The sequence below is a fragment of the Pseudomonas sp. PK-RTE-24 genome (assembly GCF_054052265.1).
This window is the reverse complement of the sequence record NZ_CM133224.1, coordinates 1,198,344-1,214,646: the sequence shown is the minus strand read 5'-3', so window position 1 is coordinate 1,214,646 and position 16,303 is coordinate 1,198,344. Positions and strand designations below refer to the sequence as shown.

15 protein-coding genes are annotated in these 16,303 nt (G+C 61.1%); 6 read left to right on the top strand and 9 right to left on the bottom strand.

Translation table 11 applies throughout. The annotated features are described in order from the left end of the window. The first annotated feature begins 60 nt into the window (after positions 1-60). From ACV8MC_RS05335 to ACV8MC_RS05325, 3 genes are all read left to right on the top strand, one after another. Positions 61-1,989 carry a RecQ family ATP-dependent DNA helicase gene (locus ACV8MC_RS05335; RefSeq protein WP_457264675.1) on the top strand — a complete coding sequence of 643 codons (1,929 nt, stop codon included), beginning with the start codon at positions 61-63 and terminating at the stop codon, positions 1,987-1,989. A gap of 213 nt (positions 1,990-2,202) precedes the next feature. Beyond that, positions 2,203-3,429 (top strand): 3-hydroxyacyl-CoA dehydrogenase NAD-binding domain-containing protein, encoded by a 1,227-nt coding sequence (locus tag ACV8MC_RS05330; RefSeq protein ID WP_457264674.1) that lies wholly within the window; start codon positions 2,203-2,205, stop codon positions 3,427-3,429. A gap of 102 nt (positions 3,430-3,531) precedes the next feature. Further along, positions 3,532-3,951 carry an acyl-CoA thioesterase gene (locus tag ACV8MC_RS05325; RefSeq protein ID WP_457264672.1) on the top strand — a complete coding sequence of 140 codons (420 nt, stop codon included), beginning with the start codon at positions 3,532-3,534 and terminating at the stop codon, positions 3,949-3,951. Positions 3,952-4,005: 54 nt separating this feature from the next. Here ACV8MC_RS05325 and ACV8MC_RS05320 read toward each other — a convergent pair whose 3' ends face one another. From ACV8MC_RS05320 to ACV8MC_RS05305, 4 genes are all read right to left on the bottom strand, one after another. Further along, complete coding sequence (locus ACV8MC_RS05320; protein WP_039756448.1) at positions 4,006-4,491, bottom strand: glycine zipper domain-containing protein; 486 nt, start codon at positions 4,489-4,491, stop codon at positions 4,006-4,008. Positions 4,492-4,823: 332 nt separating this feature from the next. Continuing rightward, positions 4,824-7,172, bottom strand: coding sequence for an FdhF/YdeP family oxidoreductase (locus ACV8MC_RS05315; RefSeq protein WP_016772171.1), 2,349 nt, complete (start codon positions 7,170-7,172; stop codon positions 4,824-4,826). Continuing rightward, entirely contained in the window at positions 7,169-8,008 is an 840-nt protein-coding gene (gene fdhD, locus ACV8MC_RS05310) for a formate dehydrogenase accessory sulfurtransferase FdhD (protein WP_016772170.1), read from the bottom strand. Before fdhD ends, ACV8MC_RS05315 begins: the two co-directional genes overlap by 4 nt. A gap of 92 nt (positions 8,009-8,100) precedes the next feature. Continuing rightward, positions 8,101-8,988: a LysR family transcriptional regulator gene (locus ACV8MC_RS05305; RefSeq protein ID WP_056787129.1), complete on the bottom strand. Its 888-nt coding sequence runs from the start codon at positions 8,986-8,988 to the stop codon at positions 8,101-8,103. Positions 8,989-9,125: 137 nt separating this feature from the next. Here ACV8MC_RS05305 and lysM point away from each other — a divergent pair, with 137 nt between their 5' ends. Continuing rightward, positions 9,126-9,566, top strand: coding sequence for a peptidoglycan-binding protein LysM (gene lysM, locus ACV8MC_RS05300; protein WP_123585632.1), 441 nt, complete (start codon positions 9,126-9,128; stop codon positions 9,564-9,566). A 98-nt stretch (positions 9,567-9,664) separates the two neighbouring features. Here the strand turns inward: lysM and yrfG are convergent, their stop codons facing one another. Continuing rightward, positions 9,665-10,327 (bottom strand): GMP/IMP nucleotidase, encoded by a 663-nt coding sequence (yrfG, locus tag ACV8MC_RS05295; RefSeq protein ID WP_095181091.1) that lies wholly within the window; start codon positions 10,325-10,327, stop codon positions 9,665-9,667. 88 nt (positions 10,328-10,415) lie between these two features. Here yrfG and nudE point away from each other — a divergent pair, with 88 nt between their 5' ends. Together nudE and cysQ are read left to right on the top strand one after the other, a co-directional pair. After that, the gene (gene nudE, locus ACV8MC_RS05290) at positions 10,416-10,985 is read left to right on the top strand and encodes an ADP compounds hydrolase NudE (RefSeq protein WP_016772166.1); all 570 of its coding nucleotides are present in this window, start codon (positions 10,416-10,418) and stop codon (positions 10,983-10,985) included. Positions 10,986-10,992: 7 nt separating this feature from the next. Next, positions 10,993-11,820, top strand: coding sequence for a 3'(2'),5'-bisphosphate nucleotidase CysQ (gene cysQ / locus ACV8MC_RS05285; protein ID WP_095181090.1), 828 nt, complete (start codon positions 10,993-10,995; stop codon positions 11,818-11,820). 203 nt (positions 11,821-12,023) lie between these two features. Here the strand turns inward: cysQ and ACV8MC_RS05280 are convergent, their stop codons facing one another. From ACV8MC_RS05280 to rfbC, 4 genes are read right to left on the bottom strand one after another with little or no spacing between them, the layout of a single operon-like run. Next, positions 12,024-12,479 (bottom strand): thioesterase domain-containing protein, encoded by a 456-nt coding sequence (locus tag ACV8MC_RS05280; protein WP_457264669.1) that lies wholly within the window; start codon positions 12,477-12,479, stop codon positions 12,024-12,026. Then, a complete protein-coding gene (locus ACV8MC_RS05275) occupies positions 12,476-13,858 on the bottom strand; it encodes a sigma-54-dependent transcriptional regulator (RefSeq protein ID WP_041477494.1) in 1,383 nt (460 codons plus the stop codon). Before ACV8MC_RS05275 ends, ACV8MC_RS05280 begins: the two co-directional genes overlap by 4 nt. Next, positions 13,855-15,663, bottom strand: a complete 1,809-nt coding sequence (locus tag ACV8MC_RS05270) for a sensor histidine kinase (RefSeq protein ID WP_457264667.1) — start codon at positions 15,661-15,663, stop codon at positions 13,855-13,857. The genes ACV8MC_RS05275 and ACV8MC_RS05270 overlap by 4 nt, the downstream gene beginning before the upstream one ends. A 42-nt stretch (positions 15,664-15,705) precedes the next feature. Continuing rightward, the gene (rfbC, locus tag ACV8MC_RS05265) at positions 15,706-16,251 is read right to left on the bottom strand and encodes a dTDP-4-dehydrorhamnose 3,5-epimerase (protein WP_457264665.1); all 546 of its coding nucleotides are present in this window, start codon (positions 16,249-16,251) and stop codon (positions 15,706-15,708) included. Positions 16,252-16,303 lie beyond the last annotated feature (52 nt).

Here is a 16,303-nt window from a genome sequence, read left to right as displayed (position 1 = left end):
GACTCGCTGCAATCGCCCGCTAGGCTTTGGGCATGGCAGCAGTCAAAGGAGTGACAGCAAATGCACCACACCCTGGAACAGGTTTTTGGTTATCCACAGTTTCGCCCCGGTCAGGAGGCCGCTGTCAGCGCGGTGCTGGCGGGGCGATCCGCGGCGGCGATCTTTCCCACCGGCTCCGGCAAATCGCTTTGCTACCAACTGCCGGCACTTTTACTGCCACACCTGACATTGGTGGTCTCGCCGTTGCTGGCGTTGATGCAGGATCAACTGGCGTTTCTCAAGTCCCGCGGCATCTCGGCAGGCAGTATCGATTCGGCGCAGAGCCGCGAGGATGCCAACGACGTCATGGCCCGTGCACGTTCGGGCGAGCTGAAAATTCTGATGATCTCCGTCGAGCGCTTGAAGAACGAGCGCTTCCGCAATTTCCTGCAGCAGGTGCCGATCTCGTTGCTGGTGGTCGACGAGGCGCACTGCATTTCCGAATGGGGCCACAACTTCCGGCCGGACTATCTGAAACTCCCCGACTACCAGCGTCAGTTCAACATTCCGCAGGCTTTGCTGCTCACCGCCACGGCGACACCAAAAGTCATCGCCGACATGCAGGCCAAATTCGCCATCGCTCCGGACGATGTAGTGACCACTGGTTTCTATCGGCCCAACCTCAATTTGCTGGTCGAGCCTGTACGCGGTCAGGACAAACGCCGGCGTCTGGTCGAATGGATGACCGAGCGTCCCGGGCAACCGAGCATTGTCTACGTGACGTTGCAGAAGACCGCCGAGCACATCGCCGAGCATCTTCAACGCAATGGAATCCAGGCCGAGGCTTACCACGCCGGTTTGCCCCACGATCAGCGTGCAGACATTCAACGCCGCTTCATGGCCGGGCAGTCCAATTGCATTGTCGCCACCATTGCCTACGGCATGGGCATCGACAAGAGCGACATCCGCAACGTCGTGCATTTTGATCTGCCCAAATCCATCGAAAACTACAGCCAGGAAATCGGCCGCGCCGGACGCGACGGACAGCCCTCCGACTGCCTGGTACTGGCCAACCGCGACAGCCTCAATGTGCTGGAAAACTTCGTCTACGGTGATACGCCCGAACGCGACGGGATTCATTATGTGCTCGAAGAGCTCAAAGCCTCAGTGCCGGACGGACAATGGGAGTTTTTGCTTGGGCCATTGGCGGATCAGAGCAACATTCGCTCGTTGCCGTTGAAGACTTTGCTGGTGCAGCTGGAACTGCGAGGCCTGATCGCGCCGCGCTACGCTTATTACGCTGAATACCGCTTCAAATATCTGCTTGAGCCTGAAGCATTGCTCCAGCGCTTCGAAGACGAGCGCAGGGATTTCGTTGCGGCGATCATCAGGACGTCCACGCGAGCACGCACCTGGGCCACAGTAGATTTCGAGGCGATGTTTTCGCAGTATTCCGCCGAGCGCAATCGCGTGGTGACAGCACTTGATTACTTCCAGGAAAAAGGCTGGGTCGAGCTTGAAAGCAAGCAAATGACCGAGGTTTACAGCCTGCTGCAAAGTGATTTTGCCAGCGACGCCCTGAGCGCTGAGCTGCACGAGTACTTCACTCGTCACGAAGAGACTGAAGTGGCGCGAATTCACGCCATGCTTGAGGTGTTCGCCACCGAACGCTGCCTGGGTTATCGCCTGGCCGAGTATTTCGGTGATCACAATGCCCCCGAGCGTTGTGGCCATTGTTCGGTATGTCACGGCCAGATCGCGCGGTTGCCGGAGCCGCCGCCATTGCCGCCGCTTGTGGATAAAAACTTCGCGCAGCTGTGTGGTGAATTTATCCACAGGCATGAGCAGCAAACAGGGCGTATTCCATCGGCCGAACGCCTAACGCGGTTCCTGTGCGGAATCAGCGTGCCGTTGTTCACCAAACTCAAGGCGCGGGCGATACCGGGTTTTGCTGCGTTGGAAGAATACCCCTACGCGCAGGTTCGCGAGTGGGCGCAAGAGCACCTTTGATCCCTGTAGGAGCTGCCGAAGGCTGCGATCTTTTGATGTTGATTTTTTCAAGATCAAAAGATCGCAGCCTTCGGCAGCTCCTACTTCAAGTGTCATCAAGGCAGAGCCTCCATCCATCCGCTGAATGTCCATCATCACGCTAATAAACTTCAAAAACCGCCGTTGCCTGACTAAGGTTGGAATCTGTCTTCGGGCCACCCACAAGAGAACAACATGAGCCAGACATCCTTCGAAATCCAGCAAGCTGCCGTGATCGGCGCGGGCACCATGGGCCGTGGCATCGTCATGTGCCTGGCCAATGCTGGCGTGAACGTGCAGTGGGTGGATAACAATCCACAGATGCTTGAGCAGGCGCTGACGACGGTCGCCGAAACTTATGCACACAACGTGCGTCAGGGCCGCATCGATCAGGCCGAAGCGGATGCGCGAATGGCTCGCGTATCAGCAGCGGCGGATTACGCATCGATTCGCAATGTCGATCTGGTGATCGAAGCGGTGTACGAAAACCTTGAACTGAAGCAGAAGATCTTTCGCGAGCTGGATGGCTTGCTCAAGCCCGAGGCTTTGCTGGCGAGCAACACCTCGGCGCTGGACATCGACGCCATCGCGGCTGCGACCCGGCGCCCGGAACAGGTGCTGGGTCTGCATTTCTTCAGCCCCGCGCACATCATGAAATTGCTGGAAATCGTGCGCGGTGCGCAGACCTCGCCAGCGGCACTGGAGGCAGCGTTGTCGCTTGGCAAGCGCATGGGCAAGGTCAGTGTGGTGTCGGGCAACTGCCACGGTTTTATCGGCAACCGCATGCTGCATCCGTATGTACTGGAAGCGCGCAAGATGCTTCTCGAAGGCGCTTATCCACAGCAGGTGGATACCGCGCTGCAAGGCTTCGGCTTCGCCATGGGGCCGTTTCGCATGTACGACGTGGTTGGCATCGATCTGGAATGGCGTGCTCGAGAGCTAGCTGGCAAGGGGCAGGATGCGCCCGAAGTTCAGGTGGATAACCGCCTGTGCGAGATGGGCCGGTTCGGGCAGAAGTCCGGTAACGGTTATTATCATTATGAGCCGGGCAGTCGCCAAGCCGAGCATGATTCCGAGGTCGATGCATTGGTACTGCGGGTCAGCGAAGAGCTGGGTTTCCAGCGTCGCGACATCGGTCCCGAAGAAATCCTTGAGCGCTGTTTGCTGGCGCTGGTCAACGAAGGCGCGAAGATTCTGCAGGAAGGCATCGCCGGCTCGGCCCATGACATCGATCTGGTGTACTTGAACGGCTATGGTTTTCCAGCGGATAAGGGTGGGCCTATGGCGTGGGCGGATCGGCAGGGGCTAGCGGATATTCATCAGCGCTTGCTGGCGCTGGAGACGCGGCAGGGCGATCAGTGGAAGCCGGCGCGGTTGATTGGCGAACTGGCGGCGCAGGGGAAGGGGTTTGCTGATCGTTGACACCAGTCGGCTGTGCTGACGCCTTCGCGAGCAGGCTCGCTCCCACAGGTAAAGTGTTCGTCATCACGATCAAATTCAATTAAGAGAATGCGAGAACCCTGCATGAATCAACGCTGCGACTACCCCCACTTCCAGCCCATCACCACACGCTGGCATGACAACGACGCCTACGGTCACGTCAACAACGTTACCTACTACAGCTTCTTCGACACGGCGGTGAATACCTACCTGATTCAGGTCGGTGGCCTGGATATTCATGACGGCGAAGTGGTGGGGTTCGTGGTCAGTTCCGCCTGCGATTACTTTGCCTCGATCGCTTTCCCCGATCTGATCGAGATCGGACTGCGGGTCGGCAAGCTGGGCAAGAGTTCGGTGCAATACGAACTGGCTGTGTTCAAGGTTGGCGGAAGCGAGGCGTGTGCGGCGGGGCGGTTCGTGCATGTGTTTGTCGATCGGGCGAGCAATCAGCCGGTGCCGATTCCTGCCGGTTTGCGCGGGGCGCTGGAGCGGCTGGTGGTCTAGACGCGCAAAAAAATCGCAGCCCAAAAGCTGCGATTTTTTGTTCAAGCCTTCGCCTTAGTGGTGGCGATAGTACTTGTGATGCTTGCGGTGGCCGTAGGCATGGCCGCGACCTGGATGACCACGGTCGCGGTAGTAGCGACGGTCATCATGGCGACGGTCGTAACGACGATCATCGTCGTCACTCTTGTTGCCCATGTAGTTACCCAGTGCGCCACCTGCGCCGCCACCAGCGGCGGAGCCGATCAGGCTGCCGGTGGTGCCGCCGAGACTACGGCCAACCACGTTACCGCCGGCTGCACCCAGTGCACCGCCGATGGCCGCTTCGCCACGGCTGCGCTTGTCTGCGCCGACCGCACTACCACCCGCGCCGCCCAGGGCTGCGCCGATGGTGGAACCTGTATTGCCGCCTAACGATTGACCGACGACCGAGCCAAGAACCCCGCCCAATGCGCCGCCCACACCTGCTTCGGTGGTGCCTCCGGCAGAAGCGAAGCCACTGACCAGGCCAAGGGACAACAAGAGAATCGAGGAGAACTTCATAGAGGATGAGCCTCAAAGGGATGACGGCGCCGATCCTGAAGCTCTGCAATGGGCGTGACAATCAAAATCCGACGAATAACACGACTTGTATACAATATTGCAAGTTACTGTTTTTTCACCGGAACTTAACCGATTTTCGCCGGTCTTTAGCTACTTCGGACAGGCCGTTTTCATGCAGAAACGGCCTTTTTTGTGGGCGGTCGAAAATCTTTGCCACGGCAGATCTGTTAACAGGTCGATCGCACTCGCGAGCAGGCTCGCTCCCACCTTTGAAATGCATTCCAAGTGTGGGAGCGAGCCTGCTCGCGAAGGGGCCGGATCTGGCTCCGCGGTTAAGCGGATTTAGCCATGATCAACCCAGTCTCACTCGCCGCTTCCAGCCGGATCGCAATGAACTTCGACGTCGGCGTGTGGCTGCCATCCCCCGTACTTTCCAGCGGCACCAGCGGATTGACCTCCGGATAGTACGCCGCCGCCTGCCCCGCAGGAATATCGAACGCCAACAATGTAAAACCTTTCACCCGACGCTCGCGACCGTCATCCCAGATCGACACGATGTCGGCCTTCTGCCCTGGACGGAAGCCCAGACGAATGATGTCGGCCTCATTGGCGAACAGCACGTCACGCTGGCCCTTCACGCCGCGATAACGGTCGTCGAGACCATAGATCGTCGTGTTGTACTGATCGTGTGAGCGCATCGATTGCAGGATCAGATCCGGCACCTGGCCGGTGGCGCGGGTGCGTTCGTGAACCAGATCTTTCGGCAACTGGTTGGCGCGGAAATTGGCACGGCCCGATGGCGTGTTCCACTTGCGGGCGCCAGCCGAGTTGCCCAGATAGAAGCCGCCCGGGTTTTTGATCTTGTCGTTGAAGTCTTTGAAACTCGGGATGGTGTCGGCGATCAGTTCGCGAATGCGCCCGTAATCGGCTACCAGCCAGTTCCAGTCGACCGGTTGGCTGCCCAGCGTCGCGGCAGCGATGCCGGCAATGATCGACGGTTCCGAGCGCATCTGGTTCGACAGCGGCTGCAACTGGCCGTTGGACGCGTGGACCATGCTGAACGAGTCTTCCACGGTCACCGCTTGCGGGCCTTCGGTCTGGATGTCGATGTCGGTACGGCCCAGGCACGGCAGGATCAACGCGTCTTTGCCGTGAGCGAGGTGGCTGCGGTTGAGCTTGGTGCTGATCTGCACGGTCAGGTCGCAGTTGCGCAGCGCTTCGAAAGTGCGCGAGCTGTCCGGCGTGGCCTGGGCAAAGTTGCCGCCCAAGCCGATAAACACCTTGGCGCGACCTTCGGCCATCGCATGGATTGCCTCGACCACGTTGTGACCGTTATGACGCGGCACCTTGAACTGGAAGCGACGCTCCAGCGAGTCGAGGAACGCCACCGGTGGACGCTCGTTGATGCCCATGGTGCGGTCGCCCTGCACGTTGCTGTGACCACGCACCGGGCACAGACCGGCGCCAGGTTTGCCGATATTGCCGCGCAGCAGCATCAGATTGGCGATTTCCTGAATGGTCGGCACCGAATGACGGTGCTGGGTGATGCCCATGGCCCAGCACATGATCACGTTCTTGCCTTTGGCGTACATGCGCGCTGCTTGCTCGATCTCGACCAGGGTCAGGCCCGATTGCTCGACGATCTGCTCCCACGAGGTATCGTCGACCGTGGCGAGGTACTCCAGCACGTTGGCGCTGTGAGCATTGAGGAAGTCATGGTCGAACACCGCCGGCTCGCCCGCCTTCTGCGCATCGCGTTCCCATTGCAGAAGGAACTTGGCCATGCCGCGCAGCACCGCCATGTCACCGCCGAGTGCCGGGCGGAAGTACGCAGTGTTGGTCGGCTTGTCGCCGTTGGTGAGCATTTCGATCGGGTGCTGTGGATGCTGGAAGCGCTCCAGACCGCGCTCTTTCAGCGGATTGATGCACACCACCTGGGCGCCGCGTTTCACCGCTTCACGCAACGGTTCGAGCATGCGCGGATGGTTGGTGCCAGGGTTCTGGCCCCAGACGAAAATCGCGTCGGCGTGTTCGAAGTCGTCGAAGGTCACTGTGCCTTTGCCGACGCCGACACTCTGCGCCAACGCCACGCCGCTGGCCTCGTGGCACATGTTCGAACAGTCAGGGAAATTGTTGGTGCCGTAAGCCCGCACGAACAGTTGATACAGATACGCCGCTTCGTTGCTGGCGCGCCCCGAGGTGTAGAACTCAGCCTGATCCGGGCTTGGCAGGTTGCGCAGGTGCTTGCCGATCAGAGCGAAGGCATCTTCCCAACTGATCGGCTTGTAGCGATCGGACTCGGCGTCGTAGACCATCGGCTCGGTCAGGCGACCCTGATATTCCAGCCAATAATCGCTTTGTTCCAACAGGGAAGTGACGCTGTGCTTGGCGAAGAATTTCGCGTCGACGCGACGCTTGGTCGCTTCCCAGTTCACCGCTTTGGCGCCGTTCTCGCAGAACTTGACCATGCCGCTCTCCGGCGAATCACCCCAAGCGCAACCCGGGCAGTCGAAGCCGCCGTTCTGGTTGGTCTTGAGCATCATGCGCAGGTTTTTCAGGGCGTTGTCGCTGGTCAGCCACGCCTGGGCCACACTGATCAGGGCGCCCCAGCCGCCGGCGGCACCTTTGTAAGGCTTGTAGCGCGGGACAGGTTTCTGGTCGGCTTGATGATGTTGGCTCACGCTTGATTCTCCATCGCGGGGCTGTACACCCGCGGCGCACTTTTCTGCGGCAGGTGGATGAGATTGAGGTTGTGGCGCCGGGCCCATTGCACGGCCAGGCCGGTAGGCGCCGACAGGCTGACCAGGGTCTGGATGCCGGCACGCAAGACTTTCTGGATCAATTCGAGGCTGCAACGGCTGGTGACGATCGCCAGCCCGCCCTCTGTGGATATCTTCTGGCGGATCAGTCCGCCGATCAGCTTGTCCAGCGCGTTATGCCGACCGATGTCTTCACGACCGAGCAGCAGTTCACCACTGGCGTTCATGAACACCGCCGCGTGCACCGCGCCGCAGTGCTGACCGAGCGGCTGGAACGCGCCGATGCGCTGGCGCAAACCGTCGAGCCATTCGATCGGTGGCAAGGCTGCGCCCGGCAATACCTTGAGATCAGGCAGTGCCTGTTCGACCGCTTCGACGCCGCACAGTCCGCAGCCGCTGGTGCCGGCCAACTGCCGACGCTGCTGTTTGAGGTTCCAGAACGCGCGGTTGGCAATGGTCACTTGCGCGTATTGCGCCGAGCCTGCGCCTGTCAGTTGCAGATCGTAGATATCGCTGGCGTCTTCGATGATGCCGCTGCCGAGGCTGAAACCGACGATGAAATCTTCAAGGTCGGTCGGGGTCACCAGCATCACCGCCTGGCTGATGCCGTTGTAGGCGATCGCCAACGCGACTTCCTCGGCCAGCGCGGTGCTGGCCGATGCCTCAAAGGGTAAATCGCTGTAGCTGTAGGTCTGGCTGGCGGCTGGCGCGGGCGTTTCAATTGCTGGCGCCGCGCAGGCTGGACGCTTGGCGTTCATGGCATCACCGACGGTTTGATCTAGGTCAAGACTAGGCGCGGCAAGTTGTCGCGTCTAATCGCTATTACCGATCTACCGATAGATGCCGTCGATCAACCGTCGTTTGACGATTTCTGATAAAGCGCGAAACAGGCTTCTGCCAGCGCTGAACGCGGCGCGCCACGGCGCATGATCAGGCCCAGCGGGGCGAGAGTGTGGGCATTTTCGATCGGTTGCAGGCGCAGGTGATCGGCGAGGGTTTCCGCGCCGCCGTCGAGGGGCATGATCGCGCAGCAAAAACCGCCGTGTACTGCTTGCAGCAGTTGATGCACGGCGTCGGTTTGCAACAGCGGTTGCGGCGTCAGGCCACGGCTGTGGAAGTTGTGGTCGATGGACTGGCGAAAATGCATGCCGCTGGTGAGCATGCACAGCGGCAGTTCGATCAGCGATTCCCAGCTCAGGGGTTCTTCGCCGAAGTTGAACGAGCGCTCGTCATAGAGCAGGCCCATGCGCGTCTCGTTGAAGGCCAGCGAATCGAAGCGCTCGCTGTCCAGACGCTCCAGATACGACACGCCAATGTCGATGCGGTTGTTCGCCAGGTGTTCGAGCACCTGCTCGGAGCTCAGCGAAGACAGCTCGAAACGCAGGTCCGGGTGCGCCGCGTGCAGTCGTTGCATCAGCGGTAACGGATCGAAACTCGACAGCGGCACCACGCCCAGGCGCAGCGTACCGATCAGGTTGCCGCGACAGGCCGCCGCTTCCGCCTGCAAGCCGTCATAGGCTGCCAGCACCGTACGCGCCCACGCCAGCACGCGTTCGCCCGGTGCGGTGAAGCCTTCGAAGCGCTGGCCGCGATTGACCAATGGCAGGTCGAGTTCTTCCTCGAGGCTGCGCAAGCGCATCGACAGGGTCGGCTGGGTGATGTGGCAGCGCGCGGCGGCCTGGCCGAAATGGCGGGTTTCGTCGAGGGCGATGAGGAATTTCAGTTGCTTGATGTCCATCTTCGCTCCGGGCGGTTGGCGGGGTGTGGCGATTCTACCGCCAGCGGCGCGGCAGCGTCATTGGTCGGACTGGAACCGGGTTTGGCCGGGGTGGTCTAGGCTTGGACGACTGGAACCCAAATCAAGGAGTGTGCGCTATGAGTCTGTTGAGCTTTGTGAAAGAGGCCGGTGAGAAGCTGATTGATCTGTTGACCCCAGGCAATGCCAATGCGAGTGAGCAGTTGAAGGAACATATCAGCAAGGTCGGGTTGGGCAATCCCAACGTGCAGGCGACCGTGGATGGCGACAAGGTGACGGTGACCGGTGAAGTGGCGAGCCAGGAAGAGAAGGAAAAGATTCTGCTCGCGGTGGGCAACATTGCGGGCGTAGGCAGTGTCGATGATCAGATCACGGTGACCGGACCGGTCGTCGTGGCTGCCGAGTTTGTCGAGGTCAAGGCAGGTGACACGCTCAGTGCGATCTCCCTGCGCGTCTATGGCAATGCCAACCAGTACCAGAAAATCTTCGATGCCAACAAACCGATGCTCAAGGATGTGAACAAGATCTATCCGGGACAAAAACTGCGCATTCCAAAATAACGCAGTCATGTAGGAGCTGCCGAAGGCTGCGATCTTTTGACTTGGACTTTAAAAAAATCAAATCAAAAGATCGCAGCCTGCGGCAGCTCCTACAGGGGTCAAAGCCCTGCAATCAAATCGCGGTAATCCTCGACTGCGGCAAACTCCGCTGTGTCCTTCGGCCCTTTGCGGCTGTCCGGTTCTTTCACCGCCAGCAAGTGCGCCACGCCAAAATCCCGCGCACTGCGCAGGATCGGCAAGGTGTCGTCGATAAACAGGCTGCGCGCCGGATCAAAACCTATGTCCGCCTGCAAGGCATCCCAGAACTGCGGGTTCTCCTTGGGATAACCGTAGTCATGCGAGCTGATCAGCCGCTCGAAGTACGGCGCCAGTTCGATCCGTTCCAGTTTCAACGACAGCGAATCGCGGTGCGCGTTGGTGATCATGATCACCCGTTTGCCGGCGCGTTTGATTGCGCCGAGAAAGGTATCGGCATCGGCGCGCAGGGCGATCAAGTGGGCAGTTTCCTGTTTCAGTTCGCGCACCGACAATTTCAGTTCCGCGCTCCAGAAATCCAGGCAGTACCACTGCAACTGGCCAGCGTGGCGCTCGAACAACGGCTGCAATTCCAGCTCGGCCATGGCCCGGCTGATGCCGTGCAGTTCGGCGTAGCGCTGGGGCAGGTGTTCGAGCCAGAAATGGTTGTCGAAGTGCAGATCCAGCAGCGTGCCGTCCATGTCGAGCAGGACGGTATCGATCTCGGACCACGGTAAAGAAGGCATGGCAACGTCTCGAACGGTGAAAAGATATCCGACGCAAACAATCGGGAAAGCCGCGTTATAGTAGCGCGTTCACGCCAAGGAGCTTTGCATGCGCCAGAAACCCACCGTACTCGCCCGCGAGATCGTCGCCACCAGTCGCCTGTTTCGCGTCGAAGAACTCAAGCTGCGATTTTCCAATGGCGTGGAGCGCACTTACGAGCGTCTGGTCGGCAAGGGTGCGGGCTACGGCGCGGTGATGATCGTCGCGATGCTTGATGCCGAACACGCAGTATTGATCGAGGAATACTGCGGCGGCACCGACGAATACGAACTGTCTCTGCCCAAAGGCCTGATCGAGCCGGGCGAAGACGTGCTGGCAGCGGCCGAGCGGGAGCTCAAGGAAGAGGCCGGTTACGGCGCGCGTCAACTGGAGCATCTGACCGAGCTGTCGCTGTCGCCCGGTTACATGAGCCAGAAAATCCAGGTGGTGCTGGCCACCGACCTGTATGAAGAGCGGCTGGAAGGTGATGAGCCGGAGCCGATGCGGGTCGACAAGGTCAACCTGCGCGAACTGTCGGCACTGGCGCAGAATCCGCAATTTTCCGAGGGCCGCGCCTTGGCTGCGCTGTATCTGACCCGCGACCTGCTGAGCCAGCGCGGGGTGTTCAGCTATGAGTGAGACGTCGATGAATTTTCCCCATCCGCTGATGGCACCTGTGGTTGCGCTGGCTTTACAGGCTGGCGAGGCGATTCTGCCGTTCTGGCGCGCCGGCGTTGAAGTCACGGCCAAGTCCGATGATTCGCCGGTCACGGCCGCCGACCTGGCCGCCCATCACCTTATCGTTGCCGGGCTGACGGCGCTGGATCCGAGCATTCCGGTGCTGTCCGAAGAGGACGCCGACATCCCGCAAAGCGTGCGCGCCGGTTGGCAACGCTGGTGGCTGGTGGATCCGCTGGACGGTACCAAGGAGTTCATCAGCGGTAGCGAGGAATTCACCGTCAACATCGCGCTGATCGAAAATGGCCGGGTGGTGTTTGGTGTGGTGACGATGCCGACCAACGGTCGTTTTTATGTCGGCGGCGCCGGATTTGGAGCCTGGCGTGGCGACGAGGGCGGTACGCCGACGGCGATTCAGGTGCGCGATGTGCCTGCGCCGGGCGAGGCGTTTACCGTGGTCGCCAGCCGTCGACATTCCAGTCCCGAGCAAGAGCGTTTGCTGGCCGGGTTGAGCGCCAGTCTTGGTGAGTTGCAACTGGCCAATATCGGCAGTTCCTTGAAGTTCTGTCTGTTGGCCGAAGGTGCTGCTGATTGCTATCCGCGACTGGCGCCGACTTCGCAGTGGGACACGGCGGCAGCGCAGGGCGTGCTGGAAGGGGCGGGGGGCGAGGTGCTGGATTTGAAGGGTGAAGCGTTCAGTTATCCGCCGCGAGAATCGCTGTTGAACGAGTTCTTTCTGGCGCTGCCGGCGAAGGCTGCGTGGCGCGGACGGTTGTTGGAGTTGGCCCGAGGCTAACTGCCTGATCCGCAATTCCCCTCACCCCAGCCCTCTCCCCCAGGAGAGGGAGCCGACCGAGTTGTCTGGCGCTATGCATCGACCTGGGGAATCGAGTCGATTGTGGATTCGGCGAAGCAGTTTCAGGTCGACGTAAATCTGTAGCATCCCCGTATCGGTTCCCTCTCCCTCGGGAGAGGGCTAGGGTGAGGGGCTGTTGATCTTCAACGGTGCAAAACGTACTGCCCGGTAAATCTCACCGCCTCGTCCTCACTTCCCGCATTCAGGATCCGCGTATCCAGCGTCAGCCGCGCCCGTCCATATCGCCGATACATCGCCACGAACCGTTTCCAGACTGCCGCATCCGGCGCCGGGCAAATGGCCATGGCGTCTCCCGTCACCGGCAGCGGATAACTGATCTGCCCTTCCTGAATGACGATATGTCCGTCGGCAATCCCTTCTTCCTTCAAACGTAAATGCAACCAGCCCCAACCGGCCAGCACCGCTGCGCAATACAGGCTGCCGCCAAACATGGTGCTCTTGTGATTGACGTTGGGCGCGAGCGGCAGGTGCAGGCTCAGTTGCTGCTCGCGCCACTCAAGCACCTCGAGGCCCATTTCGGCGGTCAGCGGAATGTCGTGATGCAGCACCGTTTGCAGGTATTCGCTTTCGCTGCTCATTCGTTGTCTTCCCCGTGGCTGCTGTCGCCGAAATTCAGACCGTGTTTGCGCAGCTTGTCATGCAGGGTCTTGCGCGGAATACCCAGAGCTTCGGCGAGGCTGCGCACCGAGCTGTGCGAGCGCGCCAGTTCGGCGGCTATCAACGACTTCTCGAAGTTTTCCACTTGCTCACTGAGGCCGCCGCTGACCACTTCTACGGGCGCGCCGCCGCTGCCATCAGCGCTGTTGTCCAGTGCCAGCTCAAGCCCGAGGGCGAAGCGTTCGGCGGCATTTTGCAGTTCACGTACATTGCCCGGCCAGGTGTGGCGCAGCAGCAGGGCGCGGTGTGCCGGCTGCAGCTCATGGGGCGGCAAGCCATGGCGGGCGCTGGCTTCATCGGCGTAATGCTGGAACAGCACCAATGCGTCTTCGCCCCTTTCGCGCAGCGGCGGGATGCGCAGCGGCGCGACGTTGAGGCGGTAATACAAGTCGGCGCGGAAGCGGCCCTGATCCGCCGCCTGGCGCAGGTCTTCCTTGGTCGCGGCGATGACGCGGATGTCCAGCGGGATCAACTGATTGCCGCCCAGGCGCTCGACGACCCGCTCCTGGAGCATGCGCAGCAGTTTCACTTGCACGTCCATGCTCATGCTTTCGATTTCGTCGAGAAACAGCGTGCCGCCGTTGGCGAATTCGAATTTGCCGATGCGACGCTTCTGCGCGCCGGTGAAGGCGCCGGGCTCGTGGCCGAACAGCTCGCTTTCCACCACCGATTCCGCCAGGGCGCCGGCGTTGATCGCTACGAACGGACCGTTGCGGCGGCTCGACAAGTCGTGCAGCGCGCGGGCCACGACTTCTTTGCCGGCACCGGTTTCGCCGAGGATCAGCACGTCAGCCTTGGTCGCCGCCAGCGCACCGATCTGCTCACGCAGGCGCAGCATCGGCGTCGAATGGCCGACCAGCCGCGCGCTCAATTCGTTGCGGTCGCTCAAGGCCAGACGCAGGCTGCGGTTGTCCAGCACCAGCCGCCGTAGCGCGAGGGCGCGACGGACGCTGTCGAGCAGTGCATCGCTGGCAAAGGGTTTTTCCAGAAAGTCGTAAGCGCCGGCGCGCATCGCTTGCACTGCCAGCGGTACGTCGCCATGGCCGGTGATCAGCAGCACCGGCAACTCGGGATCCTGTGCGTGCAATTCACTGAGCAGCTCGAGGCCGTCCATGCCCGGCATGCGAATGTCGCTGACCACCACCCCCGGCCAGTCTCGCTCAAGTTGCGCGGCCAGCCCTTTGGCTTCGGACAGCGGCAGAATTTTCAGGCCGGCCAGGTCCAGGGTCTGGCCGAGAGCCTGGCGCAAGTGCGGATCGTCGTCGATCAACACTACCTGGATGCGATTGTCGATGGTCATGCACTTCGATCCTCGGACGGTTGCAGGCTGACTCCGGGCGCGCCGGCGCGCAGGCGCAGGGTAATCAGGGCACCGCCTTGTTTGTGGTTGGCGAACGACAGCTCGCCACCAAAGGCGCGCATCAGCGTTTCACAAATGGCCAGTCCCAGACCCAGACCCTGTGTGCGGGTCTTGGTGGTGTAAAAGGGCTCGCTGGCGCGGCCAAGAGCTTCCATGCAGAACCCGGGGCCATTGTCGCGAATGTACAGATTGACGCCGTCGGCGGTGGCTTCGGCACTCAGCCACAACTTGCGCGGCGGGCCTTTTTCGGTGAGCGCATCGAGGGCGTTGGCCAGCAGATTGCCGAGCACCTGGCGCAGTCGGGTTTCGCCGGCCTCGACCCACAGCGTGGCTGCGGGCAAGTCGCGGATCAGTTCGACTTCCATGCTGCGGCGACGTTTGGCGAGTAATGCCAGCGCATCGTCCAGCGCCGGTTGCAGAGCGACGCTTTCCGGTGCGTGGCGATCGCGCCGAGCGAAGGCACGCAAGTGGGCGATGATCGAGGCCATGCGCCCGGTCAGTTCGCTGATCAGCTTGAGGTTGCCGCGCGCGTCCTCGGTGCGCTGATGATCGAGCAGCACTTCGGCGTTTTCCGCATAACTGCGAATCGCTGCCAGCGGTTGATTGAGTTCGTGGCTGATACTCGCCGACATGGTCCCCAGTGCCGACAATTTGCCGGCCTGAACCAGATCGTCCTGAGCGCGCACCAGCTCCTGCTGGGCGTGCTCGCGCTCAAGCACTTCCTGCTTCAAACGGCGGTTGAGGCCTTCCAGATCGCTGGTACGTTCGGCCACCCGGCCTTCCAGTTCGCGGCGCGCCTTGGCCTCGAAGGCGATGCGCTCCAGATAATGCCGGCGACGTTGCATCATCAAACCCACCAGCAGCATCACCACCAACAGTGTGGCGCCGCCGATCGCGACCACCGTGCGCACCGGACGATCAATCAGCGTGCGCGGGGCGAGGATGCTCACGCTCCAGCCGGTCTCGGCGATGTCGTGGGTCTGCGTCAGCCAGGCGTCAGGGCTCAGGTTCAGCGGCCGGGGTTCACGGGTCGGGTAGGGCTGGATCGCGGTGATCGCGGCGCGCTCGGCATCGCTCAACTCGCGAGTGGAGCGGAACCGCCATTCCGGGCGCGACGTCAGGATGACCACGCCGTTATGGTCGGTCACCAGCAGTTGTTCCGGGGTTTTGCCCCACAGGCTTTCCGTGTGGTCGAGGTCGACCTTGATTACCAGCACGCCGATGATTTTCTCGCCGTTGCGCACAGCAGCGGCGAAGAAATAGCCGCGTTTGGCCGAGGTGGTGCCGAGGCCGAAGAAGCGCCCGAGGCGCCCGGCCATGGCTTCGCTGAAATACGGGCGGAAGGCGAAATTGCGGCCGACGAAGCTGTCGCGTTTGTCCCAGTTCGACGCCGCCAGAGTCTGGCCGGACGTGTCCATCAGGTACATCACTTCAGCGCCGGTCTGCGCGGCGATGTTTTTCAGCAGGCGATTGGCGTTGCCTTGGGTCACGCCGTCGTCCGGCGCACCGAGCACCGCGCGCAGGGCCGGCAGATCGCCGAGAATCTGCGGCAACACTTCATAGCGATGCAGGGTGCCGAGCAGGTTGGCGACGTACAGATCGAGGGTCTGGCGATTCTGTCCGGCGAGTTCGCTGCGGTAATAGCGTTCGGCGAGATGTTCCAGCGGCCACAGCAGCGGCGCCAGGCACAGGGCCAACAGCGCGAGGCTGCGCCAGCGAGGTCTGCGAGGGAGAGATGCTTTCATGAGCCGGTAGCGCCTGTAGGGACAGGCGCATTATGCCCGGCCTCAGGCGAAGACGTCAGCGTCCTTGAGCAGCGCGGCCGCCTGGTCCTTGGCCGACAGCTTCGGCGCTTCCTCCAGTTGCCAATCGATGCCCAGCGCCGGATCGTCCCAGCGAATGCTGCGCTCGGAAGACGGGTCGTAATAGTTGGTGGTCTTGTAGAGAAATTCGGCGAACTCGCTCAGCACCAAGAAACCGTGAGCGAAACCTTCCGGCACCCACAGTTGACGATGGTTTTCCGCCGACAGGCGCACCGCCACCGATTTGCCGAAATGCGGCGAGCTGCGACGGATGTCCACCGCCACATCAAGCACTTCACCCGCGGTCACGCGAACCAGTTTGCCCTGGGTGTTCTGCAACTGGTAATGCAGGCCACGCAGCACGCCTTTTTGCGAGCGCGAATGGTTGTCCTGCACAAATTGCGTATCCAGACCGGTGGCGTCCTGAAACGCTTTGGCATTGAAACTCTCGTAGAAAAAACCGCGCTCGTCGCCGAACACCTTGGGTTCGATGATCAGAACACCGGGCAGATCGGTGGTGATGACATTCATGAGGATTTCCATAGACAGGTGTGAATGGCCGACATTCTTGCGCAAAGTGCTG